Source organism: Pseudomonas sp. NDM (genome assembly GCF_003105095.1).
Lineage (GTDB): Bacteria > Pseudomonadota > Gammaproteobacteria > Pseudomonadales > Pseudomonadaceae > Aquipseudomonas > Aquipseudomonas moraviensis_A.
In genome coordinates this window covers 21,210-33,922 of sequence record NZ_QETJ01000044.1, presented here as the reverse complement: position 1 = coordinate 33,922, position 12,713 = coordinate 21,210, and the positions used below count along the sequence as shown (strand labels likewise).

The 12,713-nt window shown below is 59.6% G+C and carries 14 protein-coding genes; 10 read left to right on the top strand and 4 right to left on the bottom strand.

The genetic code is table 11. From position 1 onward, the window contains the following. Window positions 1–155: 155 nt before the first annotated feature. The 4 genes from DCO47_RS12115 (at window position 156) to DCO47_RS27040 (ending at window position 3,359) form a co-directional block, all read left to right on the top strand. Complete coding sequence (locus tag DCO47_RS12115) at window positions 156–1,694, top strand: class I SAM-dependent methyltransferase (protein WP_116658173.1); 1,539 nt, start codon at window positions 156–158, stop codon at window positions 1,692–1,694. A 274-nt stretch (window positions 1,695–1,968) separates the two neighbouring features. Further along, window positions 1,969–2,850 (top strand): manganese catalase family protein, encoded by an 882-nt coding sequence (locus DCO47_RS12110; RefSeq protein ID WP_042610233.1) that lies wholly within the window; start codon window positions 1,969–1,971, stop codon window positions 2,848–2,850. Window positions 2,851–2,903: 53 nt separating this feature from the next. Continuing rightward, the gene (locus tag DCO47_RS12105) at window positions 2,904–3,206 is read left to right on the top strand and encodes a hypothetical protein (RefSeq protein ID WP_064361875.1); all 303 of its coding nucleotides are present in this window, start codon (window positions 2,904–2,906) and stop codon (window positions 3,204–3,206) included. Window positions 3,207–3,218: 12 nt separating this feature from the next. Then, a complete protein-coding gene (locus DCO47_RS27040) occupies window positions 3,219–3,359 on the top strand; it encodes a hypothetical protein (protein ID WP_161806062.1) in 141 nt (46 codons plus the stop codon). 39 nt (window positions 3,360–3,398) lie between these two features. Here DCO47_RS27040 and DCO47_RS12100 read toward each other — a convergent pair whose 3' ends face one another. Further along, entirely contained in the window at window positions 3,399–3,830 is a 432-nt protein-coding gene (locus DCO47_RS12100) for a DNA methylase (RefSeq protein ID WP_116658172.1), read from the bottom strand. A 160-nt stretch (window positions 3,831–3,990) separates the two neighbouring features. Between DCO47_RS12100 and DCO47_RS12095 the strand changes: the two genes are divergently transcribed. Further along, the gene (locus DCO47_RS12095; RefSeq protein WP_082367711.1) at window positions 3,991–5,562 is read left to right on the top strand and encodes a sensor domain-containing diguanylate cyclase; all 1,572 of its coding nucleotides are present in this window, start codon (window positions 3,991–3,993) and stop codon (window positions 5,560–5,562) included. An 11-nt stretch (window positions 5,563–5,573) separates the two neighbouring features. Here DCO47_RS12095 and DCO47_RS12090 read toward each other — a convergent pair whose 3' ends face one another. Then, window positions 5,574–6,668 (bottom strand): GNAT family N-acetyltransferase/peptidase C39 family protein, encoded by a 1,095-nt coding sequence (locus DCO47_RS12090; RefSeq protein WP_065617114.1) that lies wholly within the window; start codon window positions 6,666–6,668, stop codon window positions 5,574–5,576. A 94-nt stretch (window positions 6,669–6,762) separates the two neighbouring features. Here DCO47_RS12090 and DCO47_RS12085 point away from each other — a divergent pair, with 94 nt between their 5' ends. Continuing rightward, window positions 6,763–8,343, top strand: a complete 1,581-nt coding sequence (locus DCO47_RS12085; RefSeq protein ID WP_042610229.1) for a RimK family protein — start codon at window positions 6,763–6,765, stop codon at window positions 8,341–8,343. A gap of 3 nt (window positions 8,344–8,346) precedes the next feature. Beyond that, window positions 8,347–9,258, top strand: coding sequence for a magnesium transporter CorA family protein (locus DCO47_RS12080; protein WP_042610228.1), 912 nt, complete (start codon window positions 8,347–8,349; stop codon window positions 9,256–9,258). Window positions 9,259–9,300: 42 nt separating this feature from the next. On the opposite strand, the gene DCO47_RS12075 is transcribed toward DCO47_RS12080, so the two are convergent. Continuing rightward, entirely contained in the window at window positions 9,301–9,567 is a 267-nt protein-coding gene (locus DCO47_RS12075) for a hypothetical protein (protein WP_116658171.1), read from the bottom strand. A 133-nt stretch (window positions 9,568–9,700) separates the two neighbouring features. On the opposite strand from DCO47_RS12075, the gene DCO47_RS12070 reads away from it, so the two are divergent. The 3 genes from DCO47_RS12070 (at window position 9,701) to DCO47_RS12060 (ending at window position 11,597) form a co-directional block, all read left to right on the top strand. After that, window positions 9,701–10,144, top strand: coding sequence for a TspO/MBR family protein (locus tag DCO47_RS12070; protein ID WP_039758892.1), 444 nt, complete (start codon window positions 9,701–9,703; stop codon window positions 10,142–10,144). After that, window positions 10,141–11,124, top strand: a complete 984-nt coding sequence (locus DCO47_RS12065; RefSeq protein ID WP_116658170.1) for an alpha/beta hydrolase — start codon at window positions 10,141–10,143, stop codon at window positions 11,122–11,124. The genes DCO47_RS12070 and DCO47_RS12065 overlap by 4 nt, the downstream gene beginning before the upstream one ends. Before the next feature lie 221 nt (window positions 11,125–11,345). Then, window positions 11,346–11,597 carry a DUF2790 domain-containing protein gene (locus tag DCO47_RS12060; protein WP_042610225.1) on the top strand — a complete coding sequence of 84 codons (252 nt, stop codon included), beginning with the start codon at window positions 11,346–11,348 and terminating at the stop codon, window positions 11,595–11,597. 69 nt (window positions 11,598–11,666) lie between these two features. On the opposite strand, the gene DCO47_RS12055 is transcribed toward DCO47_RS12060, so the two are convergent. Then, entirely contained in the window at window positions 11,667–12,593 is a 927-nt protein-coding gene (locus DCO47_RS12055; RefSeq protein WP_116658169.1) for a LysR family transcriptional regulator, read from the bottom strand. Window positions 12,594–12,713 lie beyond the last annotated feature (120 nt).

The window sequence follows — 12,713 nt, the reverse complement described above, 5'->3', positions numbered from 1 at the left end:
TTAATTGATGGTGACTGAAACACCGCTATCGCGAGCAGGCTCACTCCTACAGGGGATCTGGTGTGTCAGGAAAGTATCCGGTTTTTCTACTTGTCGCGCGCAGCGACAACCCCTTATAAGACTGCCATCACTTCCGAGAACAAGAGACCGCCCCCATGAGCAACGCCTGGAACGAAGGTTATTTCACCGACGAAGGCTACACCTACAGCTATAGCCGGGAGATCAATCCGGTATTCCTGCGTTACTGCCTGTTGTTGCGCGGTTTCGCCACGCTGGACAGCAACGACGGCGTGCACTGCGAACTGGGCTTTGGTCAGGGCGTATCGATCAACATCCACGCCACGGCCAATCCGGGTTCGTTTGTCGGCACCGATTTCCACCCGGGCATGGCGGCCCATGCCATCGACCTCGCGACCGCCGCCAACAACGGCGCCCGTCTGTATGACGACAGTTTCGAACAGCTGCTGGCGCGCAATGACCTGCCACAGTTCGACAGCATCAGCCTGCACGGCATCTGGACCTGGGTCAGCCGCGACAACCAGAAACTCATCGTCGAATTCGCCCGCCGCCACCTGAAACCCGGCGGCATGCTCTACGTCAGCTACAACTGCTTTCCGGGCTGGTCGCCGTCGGCGCCCCTGCGCAACCTGTTCAGCCTGCACGACCGCTTTGCCAATGCCTCCTCGCGCTCCGATCAGCGCATCGACGCCGCGCTGCAATTCTCCGAAGCGTTGCTCGCCGCCAACCCGAAATACGCTGCTGCGGCGCCGAGTCTCGGCGCACGGCTGCAGAGCATCAAAGGCCAGGATCGTCATTACGTCGCCCACGAATACTTCAACCGCGACTGGAATTGCATGTACTTCGCCGACATGGTCGACGCGCTGGCCCCGGCCAAGCTCGACTACGCCACCACCGCCGTGCCGCTGGATTCGGTCGACCCGCTCAACCTGAGCGCCGAAGGCATGGACTTTCTGGAAACCATCGAACACCCGGTCATGCGTGAGCAAGCGCGTGACTATTTCGTCAACCAGCACTTCCGCCGCGATCTGTACGTGCGTGGCGCGACCCGCCTGTCCGCTGCCGAACGCCGCGCGCGAATGCTCCACACGCGTTTTGTGCTGCTGCAACCCTGGGACACCGTGGCAGGCTCGGTCACCGGTCCTGCCGGCGAAGCGACCCTGCAACCGGAGATTTACGGCCCGGTACTCGATGCGCTGGCGGCGCAGGACTATGCCGCCAAATCGATGCGTCAGTTGCTGTCCGAGGCTGCGCTGGCTTACGACGACCTCGAACAAGCCCTCGCGGTGCTGATCGGCATGGGCGCTGTGGCGCCGTGCCAGAGCGAAGCTGCCGAGTCGCAGGTCAGCGGACGCTGCGCCGCACTCAATCTGCAACTATGCAAACGCTCGCTGTACGGCGCCAACATCCAGACCCTGGCCAGCCCGGTCACGGGTGGTGGCGTCACGGTCAGCCGCTTCCAGCAGTTGTTCCTGATTTCGATCAAACAAGGCAAACAGCAACCAGCCGAGTGGGCACAACTGGCGTGGGGGGTAATCAGCGAACAAGGTGAAGTGCTGGTCGACAACGGCCAGCCGCTGCTCACTGCTGAAGCCAATATTGCCGCACTGACCGCACAGGCGCAGGTGTTCGCCGAGCAGACGCTGGTGGTGCTGAGGGCGTTGAAGATCGCTTGACGCTTAAATCGGGTCTGCTTATTTCCACAGAACGACCCGGTCTGCTCCCTCTCCCTCCGGGAGAGGGCTGGGGTGAGGGGCTTTTGATTCTAGATGTCACGGGTGAACCCTGACCCTGAGCCAACCGTCCTGTTTCCGGAACTTTCCGCCCTCTGCCGTCCGTCCTGCCGCCTCGCAATAAACGAAATTTCCGCCCCACCCGCTCCTCACAACTATGCATGCGCTCACACCCACAAGGGTGACTGCGCGATAGCCTGGTCTGAGGAAAATTTGAATGTTCATACATAACAAGCGACTTCAGTACACCGTTCGAGTGGCCGAGCCCAATCCCGGTCTGGCCAATCTGCTTTTGGAACAATTCGGGGGCGCCAATGGCGAATTGGCCGCGGCAGCGCGCTACTTCACTCAAGCCCTGGCCGAGGAAGATCCGGGGCGCAAAGATCTCCTGCTGGACATTGCCACCGAGGAATTGAGTCATCTGGAGGTGGTCGGTTCGATCATCGTGATGCTCAACAAAGGTGCGAAGGGGCAACTCGCCGAGGGCGTTCAGGAAGAAGGCGAGCTGTATCGCGCGCTGAATGGCGCCGGCAATGACTCGCACATCACCAGCCTGCTCTATGGCGCAGGCGCGCCTCTGGTCAATTCGGCCGGTGTGCCGTGGACAGCGGCGTATGTGGATTCGATCACCGAGCCGACCGCCGATTTCCGTTCCAATATCGCAGCTGAAGCGCGGGCGAAAATTCTCTACGAACGCTTGATCAACATCACCGATGACCCTGGCGTGAAAGAGGCGCTTGGCTTTTTGATGACGCGGGAAATTGCCCATCAACAGTCGTTCGAAAAAGCCCTGCATTCGATCCAGCCAAACTTCCCCCAGGGCAAACTGCCGGGCATGCCGGAGTTCACCAACAAGTACTTCAACATGTCTGGCGAACCCAACGTTCGTGGCCCGTGGAACGAGGGCGGTGCGTGGGAGTACGTGGAAAACCCAGAGCCGGCGGTCGACGGCGGCGATGGTCTGGCGACCGTCAACCTTCCTGCTGAAGACGAACAAGTGCTGGAAGCGATGAAGACCCGCACAGCCTCTGACCCACTCAGCGAACCGGTGACCGGTGCTGATCTGGGTTCCGGTTATGTGCAAGGCAGAGATGTCTGAACCCAGTCCCGGCGGCCCCGTCCCGGGGTCGCCACTTGCTCAAGGAGAACAACATGAAAAGCAGCAAAGTCCTGGCACTGACCTCTGAACATTTTCAACGCTTGATGGAGCAGGCCTCCGCTGGTTTCGAACTGGACTGCCGACAGGCCTGTCGCGGGCTGAAAGTCAGCATGGCGGTGAATGTATTCGGTCTGGGCACCCTGCTCCCGAATAATTTCGCCGACGAGACTACCGTCCAGCCATCGGACGAGCAGCCACCACTCGATGACACCCCAGCCATGATGCCCATGGTTGCCAAACGCGCATCCGCGCAGCGAAGCCGCTCAGTGGACATGGCCGAACGTTTTCATCGGTGACAGGAGCGCGACATGAGAACGCATAAAAATCCGAGCTTCACCTCTGGCCTGACCTTCGCTCCTGGAGTCCAGTTTCTGCTGGGTTGTGCAATATTTGCCGGCGGAACGCTGATCATGATGAGCGAACTGGCGGGAAGGTTTGTTGCGATGTGAGCGGTTGGTAGCTGCCTTGTGCATCGGCAAACCGCAAGCTCAAAACAGCACCGCAGCCGCTTCCCTCATGAAGATTTCGACAGTCTTCGGCCCTATCCCCTCGAACTCGGACAGGCGCTTCTCCAGCGCCTTACGATCCGCACTCGCTGCCACGATGTTACTGACCTTGCCGGCATACTCGCTGTTGAGCTTGTTGGCCAACGCGAGTAAGCGCGCCGCCGTGCTCTCGTCGTAGCGCACGTAACGCGCCTGCCCCAGCATCGACACCAGTTGCCGATGCGTACACTGCGCGAGTTTTTGCGGCGTGTCTTTCTGATGCTGCTCTACTATGACTTGGTACGCCTTGGCGGCGATGGCGCCCTGAATCCTTTTGCCCATCAGAAAACTGGCGAGCAGCCATTTGAACAGGCCAGGTTCGCTGGCGTTATGCAGATCGATGTTCAAGTCACCGGCCGTGATGATTTCACTCACAAGTCTCACCTTAAAGCGCGCTTCAGTTACAGATGTTGACCCGGCACCGCTTTGAACGATCCAATGGCCGCCGCTTGCCCAAGGCAATAAATTGAATCCCCAGTGGAAACGGATGGTCATCTTTCAGGAGATGAGAGATGACAAGCATAAGGACCTTCACATGCTCGGTCGTAAACTGCCCGACAGCAAAGGGCATGACGCCGCAGAAACCGCTCCCATCAAAGCTGCCAGCGAGATAGCCGCTTTCCGCCTGACCGTGATCTTCATGCTGACGGTGATTCTGGCGTTTCTGGGAGTGGAAGGATGGCGGACGTGGCGTGACTACCACTCCGCGTTTTCGTCCGCCCGGGATTCGGTCACCAACCTCGCTCGGGCGACAGCACAGCATGCCGAGGACGCCATTCGCCAAGTCGACGTATTGACCGCCGCGCTGGGCGAGCGCGTCGAAGGCGATGGTTTGCAGAACATTGACGTGCCGCGCATCCACAAGTTGCTGGTCCAGCAGGCCAAGCTGATGCCGCAGCTGCACGGCCTGTTCATTTACGGGCCGGACGGGCACTGGATCGTCACCGACAAGGAAATCATCCCGGACCCGGCGAACAACGCCGACCGCGATTACTTCCAGTACCACCGCACCCACACCGATCGAAACGTGCGCATCGGCGATGTCGTCAAAAGCAAATCCACCGACGACCTGATCATCCCGATTTCGCGTCGCTTGAATAACCCGGACGGCTCCTTTGCCGGCGTGCTGCTGGGGACGATCAAGGTCAGTTACTTCGTCGACTATTACGGGGATTTCAAGATCGACGACAAAGGTGCGCTGGTCCTGGCGCTACGCAACGGCACGATCCTCGTACGCCGCCCCTTCATCGCTTCGGTGATCGGTCAGAGCCTGGCCGACAGTGAGGTATTCAAGAACTACCTGCCCTATTCCAATCAAGGTATCGCCGAGGTCCGAGCCATCGTCGACGGCACCCAGCGTTTGTACGGTTACCGCGCCTTGACCACGTACCCGTTGGTGGTTGAAACCGGACTTTCCCGCGAATCGATCATTGCGCCGTGGCGCTGGGACCTGATCAAAACCGGATTCGTGTTGATGTCGGTAATCACGGCGTTCACGGTCTTCGGGCTGATTGTCTTGAAGCAATTGCGCCAACGCATGGTGATGGAAAAGGATCTGCGCAAGGCACACCAGGCCATGAAGGACATGGCGTTGACCGACAGCCTGACCGGGCTGGCCAACCGCCGCCGCCTGGACACCGCGCTGGCCGACGAGATTCGCCTGGCCAGACGTCAGGGCTCGTCGATTTCATTGATCATGCTCGACGTTGATCACTTCAAGCTCTACAACGACACCTACGGCCATGCGGCGGGTGACGATTGCCTCAGCGCTGTCGGCCAAGCGATTGCGCAAGCGGTAAAACGGCCCGGTGATCTGGCCGTGCGGTATGGCGGAGAGGAATTCTCCGTGTTGCTGCCCAACACGGATATTCGCGGGGCCGCGCTTGTGGCCCAGGAAATACTTGAGGCTATTCGCTCCTTGCGGCTGGAGCACAGAGCCCATCCGCAGGGTCACGTCACTGCCAGTGCAGGTATTGCGGTTGGCAAACCGGCCGAACATGAAGTGACCCCCGCCACTCTTATCGAGTCGGCTGACAAGCTGCTTTATGCAGCGAAGCAAAAAGGCAGGGATCGCTACTGTATCGGCGATGAAGGGCTCGGCGCCTAGCCACCCACGCCTCAACGGGAGCGCAGCATCACCGCTGCGCGAACCCGCTGTACGCCAAACACCGTCATGCGCAGAAATTCCTGGTGACTGACCGGCAAGTGCTGGCAGTCCAGGCCGCGTTTCAACTTGCTGTGATCGACATCCGGATCATGCAAATAGACGAAGTCCTGGTCACACGCGGTGATGATCACCCAATGCGGCGCTTTCAAGCGGGTGAATCGGTAGCTGCTGATCAGCACCACCGGTTTGTAGCCGGCCGCCAACGCCGCACCGACATCCAGACTTGACGCCAGCACCTGCTGCACTTGCGTGGTCGCCAGGTCTTGGGCAAAACCATCCTCGACCAGCTGCATGATCGACTTTTTCTCTGTGCTGCGTACGCCGTGAAGAAAAAGCGAGCCCTGGTGGCTGACCTCCAGGCGCACATCGAAACCGCGCCGCCAGGCGGCCAATGCGAGGCCCTGAGGGCTGCAGCCACCGTGGCCGGCGGTCATGAAAATGGTGGTTGCCTCGCGCCATAGCTGGATTTCCTCCGCTCGGGTCATGGCACGGGTCGGATCGATGGCGGACATCGCCATCAGCAGGCACGCCGCGCCGCAGGTGAATTCGGTGGTCTGCTGGTAGTACGGCACTTGGCGGGCGGGTGCGGGCGCTTCGCACAGGATGCGCTTCTCGTAGCGCAACGCCTCGCAGTGGTCTTCGTAATAGTCCTCGACGCTGGCAAAGCGCTGATAGCCGTTGGCTTCGTAGAGGCGGATGGCAGCGCTGTTGTCCGCGCGCACCTCCAGCCGCAGCCATGCGCAATTGCGCGCCAATGCGCAGGCCTGGGCTTCCTCCAGCAAACGCTGGCCAAGCGCATGTCCGCGCCACACAGGGCTGACGGCAATGGAATACAAGCGCCCCAGCGAAGTGCCGCGGTGAAAAAGCACCAAGGCATAACCGGCAAGTCTGGCGTCCGATGTAGCGACAATCAGCGCCGCATTGGCTCGACTGAGCATCCAGCTGAAGTTGCGCTGATTCAACCGGTCGAGGGCAAAACACGCCCGCTCCAGCTCGACCAGATCGTCGATATCGTCCATCGACGCAAAGCGAAAATCAAAAGACATGACCGCACCGTAAAGTTTGAGTAACGAACCGGGACAGGCCCAGTGGCCCGTGATTTATTGAAGCGGCGTCTTCTTCAACAGGGATTCATTACTCATGTCAGCGGTGCAAGCCAACGTGAACGAAGTATTAGACAAAACCGAGCATTCGACAATCTCCCTCAGCGAGGAACCTCCCAGTATCAAGCCCTCGGGAAGTCGATTGCTCATACTGGTCGAACGCAAGGATGACTGGGCTGATTACTTGCCCAGCGAGAGCCTGATGCTCGCTCAGGATTACCTTGAACACAGCGACGATTTTCCTCATCGCACCCAAGTCATCAACCTCTGCCGCAACTACAAATATCTCGGCCAGGGCTATTACTGCTCACTGCTGGCCGAGGCGCGCGGGCACAAGGTGTTCCCCTCGGTTCGTACCGTCAGCGAGCTGGCGCGCAAAGCGCTTTACGGGGTCGGGCTGAACGATCTGGAACGCACCCTGGAGCGAGCGCTGGCCAACCATCCATACGGCGAAACCGAGGCTTTCACGCTGTCGCTGTACTTCGGCAAGGCCTCGATCGAGCCGCTGCAAGAGATCGGCCGTCAGCTGTTCGAGGCGTTCCCCTGCCCTATCCTGCTGGTGGAGTTTCGCCGTGGTGAGACCTGGCAGATTGCGGGCATCAAAGCCGGGGCGCTGCACAGGCTTCGCGACGAACAGCAGCACGTTTTCGCTGATGCACTGGATGCTTTCAATCGCAGGACGTGGCGTCAGCCAGCCTCCAAACGTGTGGCCCGATACGACCTGGCCATCCTGCATGATCCTGACGAAGCCCTACCGCCCTCGAACCCCGAGGCATTGCAGCGTTTCATCGCAGCGGGCGAACAGCTGGGCATCGATGTCGAGCTGATCGAGAAAAAGGACTATGCGCGGCTCGCCGAATTCGATGCGCTGTTCATCCGCGAAACCACGCGAGTGGATGATCACACCTATCGGTTTGCCAAGAAGGCGGAAAGCGAAGGCCTCGTGGTGATTGACGATCCGTCGTCCATCCTGCGCTGCACCAACAAGGTTTATCTGGCCGACCTGTTGAAGCGCCGAGGTCTGGGCATGCCCGTAACGGAAATTCTCTACAAGGATCGTCCGCAGGAACTTGAAAACGTCGGGCGTCGTCTGGGTTTTCCCTTGGTACTGAAAATCCCCGATGGCTGTTTTTCACGGGGGGTTATCAAGGTCACCGATGCGCAAGCGCTGGCCACGGCTGCACAGGAGTTATTCGAGCACTCGGTTCTGCTGCTCGCCCAGGAGTACTGCTACACCGAATACGATTGGCGCGTCGGGGTGCTCAATGGCGAGGCGCTGTATGCCTGCAGGTACTTCATGTCCAAGGGGCATTGGCAGATTTACAACCACAAGGCCCTGCCCGGCGAGATCAACGGCATGTGCGAGGCGGTGCCCGTCGAGCAAGCCCCGCCCGACGTCGTGCAACTCGCGGTACAGACGGCAGGGCTGATCGGCGATGGCCTCTACGGCGTCGACCTCAAGCAGGCGGGCGATCGGGTTCTGGTCATCGAGGTGAACGATAACCCCAACCTCGACGCCGGCATCGAAGACGCCGTGCTAGGCGACGAGTTGTATCGGCGCGTGCTGCAAGCGTTCACGCAAAGGCTCGAGCTCAAACACCGTGGCCAGGCGTGGTGAGCGATGATTGAACGCTATTGCATTGATTGCGGCGCACTGCGCCAGGGCACCGAAGACGAGGCGACTGTCTGGCTGGCCGTCGCCCCGAACGCCGTCGAGCAATCGACGTTGCAAACAAGTCTGGGCATTGGCGCTCAAGTGCTGGAGTCGTCACTGGATCCGGACGAGGTGGCCCGGATCGAAATCAAACCGGATCACCTGTTCCTGATCTGGAAGCGCCCGGAAAGCTTCGACGGGCGAGCATTCAACGTCTCGTCATTCGGAGTGGTGCTGAGCGAAAAGCGCCTGGTGGTTATTTGTGCGAGCAACTCGCTGCTCTCCAGCCTTGAGCAAGATGCGCAAATGACCGGGCCACTGGATGTGCTGATGGCGTTGCTCGCTGAAAGCGTTCATCACTACCTCGGGCATCTGCGCGTGGTCAAACAGATCGCCCGGGAGATTCAGCATCAATTCACCCGTGCGATGGACAATCAGCAACTGGCGCAGATGTACAACCTGAGCGAAAGCCTCGTGTACTACGTGAATGCGATTCAAAGTAACGGCGCAGTGCTGACGCTGCTGCGCAACCACGGCCAACGCCAAGGCTTCAGTGACGGTCAACTGGAATCGCTGAACGACCTGATCGTGGAAAACGAACAAAGCTTCCAGCAGGCCAGAATTCACGCCAAGGTGTTCGCCAACCTGATCGAGTCCCATGGCAATCTCGCCAACAACAGCATGAACCGGGCGCTGCGCAAGCTGACGCTGATCAACGTCGTGTTCCTTCCGTTGAACCTGATTGCCGGCATCGGCGGCATGTCGGAGTTCAGCATGATGACGTCCGGCGTTCCATGGTGGATGTCTTTCCCGGTGCTGATCGCTTGCATGGGTCTCGTGGGCGCGGGGATGGCGCTTGCACTGCGGCGCATGGCGTGAATCCGGGTCAGGTCCTGCCGCCGCCTGCGCCGCAGTTGAAGGTCAATTAGTCCGGCTGACCACCCGGATATCCGTAATCCCTACCCGCTCGGCCTGCTCAAGAATCTGCTCTGGCGTCGAATCCGCCGTGGGCATGACCAGGCTGTTTTCGGCATCGCCCAGATGCAGTTCCAGCAGATGCATCGCCGCGTCGTGCTCGGCCAGTTGCGCGTCCTTGAGTTCGAGCAGATAAGTACGAGGCTCGCCGTTGAAACGGTATTCGATGTGATAGGTGTACATGTTGTCGTCCGCGTCGGTGGGAAAAGGCACTGTTTATCCTGACGCGACGGTCAGTTTTTAGTTCAACTTGCCTGCCATTTTGTGTTTGCAAACAAACTTTTTGCGCAGCGAAGCGTCCTCTTCTTAACTCTCCATAACAGCTGATCACAGCTAAGGACTGGCAATGACCTTTTTCATCTTCCTCTTGGCCTGCGCGGCGGCGGCAACCACGGGCGTGATGTTCAAACCCGGCCCGTGGTATGAATCGCTGACCAAACCCTCTTTCACCCCGCCCAACTGGGCCTTTCCCGTGGCCTGGACAATCATTTACCTGCTGCTGGCCTGGGCCGGTTATCGCCTGAGCCTGATCCCCGGCAGCCAAACGGTGCTGGCCTTGTGGGCCGCGCAAATCGCTCTGAATACGCTGTGGACGCCGGTGTTCTTCGGCGCGCATCAGGTGCTGGCGGCGCTGGTAATTCTGGCGGTGCTGTGGGTGGTCGTCGCGGTGATGGTCGTGCTCGCGCTGCAACTGGACGTGGTCACGGGGCTGATTCTGTTCCCGTACCTGGCGTGGCTGTGCGTTGCACTGGCGCTGAACTGCTCGATCCTGATGAAAAATCGCCTGTGAGCGATTTTCCCTGGCCGCAAGGCGAGCGCGAACTGGCGCAAATTCGCGCGTTCAACACAAAGCTCGCCTGGCTGCCGCGCTTCAAGGTGCGCAATCGAGTCACCCCAAGGCTGATTCAGGCGTTGCTGCGGGCGGGTCAGATCGGCGGCGCTGGCAAGCTGCGCCAACATGGGCTGACCGCCGAGCGGATGATCATCGACACGGTGCCGGTACGCATCATCCGCCCCAAGGGCAAAGCCAAAGGTGTTGTCGTGGATTTCCACGGCGGCGGCTGGGTGATCGGCAATGCGCAGATGAACGACCCGTTCAACCTCGCTATCGTCAACACCTGCGACGTGGCGGTGGTGTCGGTGGATTATCGGCTGGCGGTGTCGACGCCAATCGAGGGTTTGCTGGAAGACTGTCTGCGCGCCACTCGCGGCATCTTGAACAATGCTGAATTTGCCGGATTGCCCGTAGTAGTCGTCGGCGAATCGGCCGGTGGGCATCTGGCGGCGGCCACCCTGCTCGCCCTTGAATCTTCGCCGCAACTGCTGCAACGGATCTGCGGCGCGCTGCTGTATTACGGCGTCTACGACCTGACCGGCACGCCCAGCGTGCGCACCGCACCCGCCGATACTCTGGTGCTCGACGGCCCCGGGATGGTCGAAGCGTTACGCCTGCTTACGCCGGATATCAGCGACGAACAACGACGCCAGCCACCGCTGTCGCCGCTGTATGGCGATTTCAGCGGACTGCCGCCAGCATTGCTGTTTGCCGGTGAGCTCGATCCGCTGCTGGATGACACGCGGCTCATCACCGAGCGCTGGCGACACGCGGCGCCGGTGGAAATGCATGTGCTGCCGGAGTGTCCGCATGGGTTTATTCACTTTCCCACGGCCACTGCCGAGAATGTGCTGGCTTACAGTCGGGAGTGGATTTCGGCGCGAGTGGCAAGCTACTCAGTGAAATCCGCCGAGATCAGCCCGGCGCTTTCGTAGCTGCCAATTGCCTGGCGAGCCGTAAAAAACCGAGACAAACAAAAGGCGCCCTCAACGGCGCCTTTTTTTGTTTGCGCTGAGCCCTGCGCGATCGTTCACCCCATGCCGATTGTGGCTCAAACCGTAAACAGTCTTTACCCGATCCGCGCCTGTTTCCTCCGCCAGCCGCCGCATAGAGTTTGTTCCAGCAGCACACTCAACTTCAGCAAAGGAATATCCCCATGAAAATCTCAATGCTCGTTCTCGCACTTTTTGGCTTCAGCTCGGTGGTCATGGCTCAGGAATCGACTACCACGCCTCCCGTCGAGCAATACACCTACGCCACTCACCTCGACGTCGCCAAAATCATCTCGGAAGATCCCGTGCCGGATGTCTGCGCCGTAGTGCCGGTGCACATGACCTATCAGGATTCCCAAGGCAAGCAGCACATCCTGCAATACGAGGTCATGGGCAGCGGCTGCAGCAACGGCTGATCAAGCCAATACCTCGCACCCCATTGCGTCTCAGAGTGGCTTCGCTGAGACGCAAATGCTTTTACCGCTTCAATCGACAAGTTCCTCAGCAGTGCTCGCCAGCTGCGCGCCAACCCGGGTTTTCAACGTATCGATGAATCGCGTGATCTTCGCATCGACAAACTGGCGAGACGTGTAGACGGCATAAACATTGCGCTCATAGGTGTGGTAATCAGGCAGTACCCGCACCAGCCTGCCGGCACGCAAATCGTCGATCGCCGTGAAGCCTGCCAACAGACCAATCCCCGCCCCTTCGCGAATGGCCACGGCCATTGCATCCATATCATTCACGCTGAAACTCGGCCCGGTCGGGATGAACGTCGCGTCGCCTGCCTTGCTTTTGAGCTGCCATTCATCGCGTACGTAATCCACGGTACCGAGCAGCAGGCATTGATGATCGCAAAGCTGCTCCGGCGTTTCGGGTGCTCCATGCCGCGCCAGGTATTGCGGGGAGGCCACCAGTACGCAGTGACTGACGCCGATCTTTTGGCTGACATACGCCGAATCCGGTAGCGTGCGCGCGATCAGGATCGACACATCCAACTGATCCTCGAGCAGATTGGGCATGCGCTGGGAGAGCATCAGGTCGACGGTCACTTCAGGGAAGGCCTGGCGATATTCCAGCACCGCGCCGGTCACCAGTTGCCGGGCCAGTCCGGGCACGCAGTGCACCCGTAACGTCCCTCGTGGTTGCAAGGCGGCATTGCTCGCCTCGGCTTCGGCGCTTTCCAGGTCAGCGAGAATCTTCACGCAGCGCTCATAAAACCGCCGGCCCGCGTCGGTCACCGAGAGACGCCGTGTGGAGCGCTGCAAAAGGCGGGTGTCGAGCACGTTTTCCAACGCCGAAACCGCACGCGATACGTTACCAACGGTGGAGTCGAGATGGTTGGCCACGGCAGTGAAACTGCCCATCTCGACTACCTTGATGTACACCGACATGTTTGAAAGTTTGTCCATCCTGATCGTCCTGTAGACCTGCAAGCACTGCGGATAACGTCGGATGCTACACGCTCGCTCCTGCGCTCGATATTACCCTCTGGGACAACAGTGATTCCCTCGCGGCCGGCTAAATCAAAC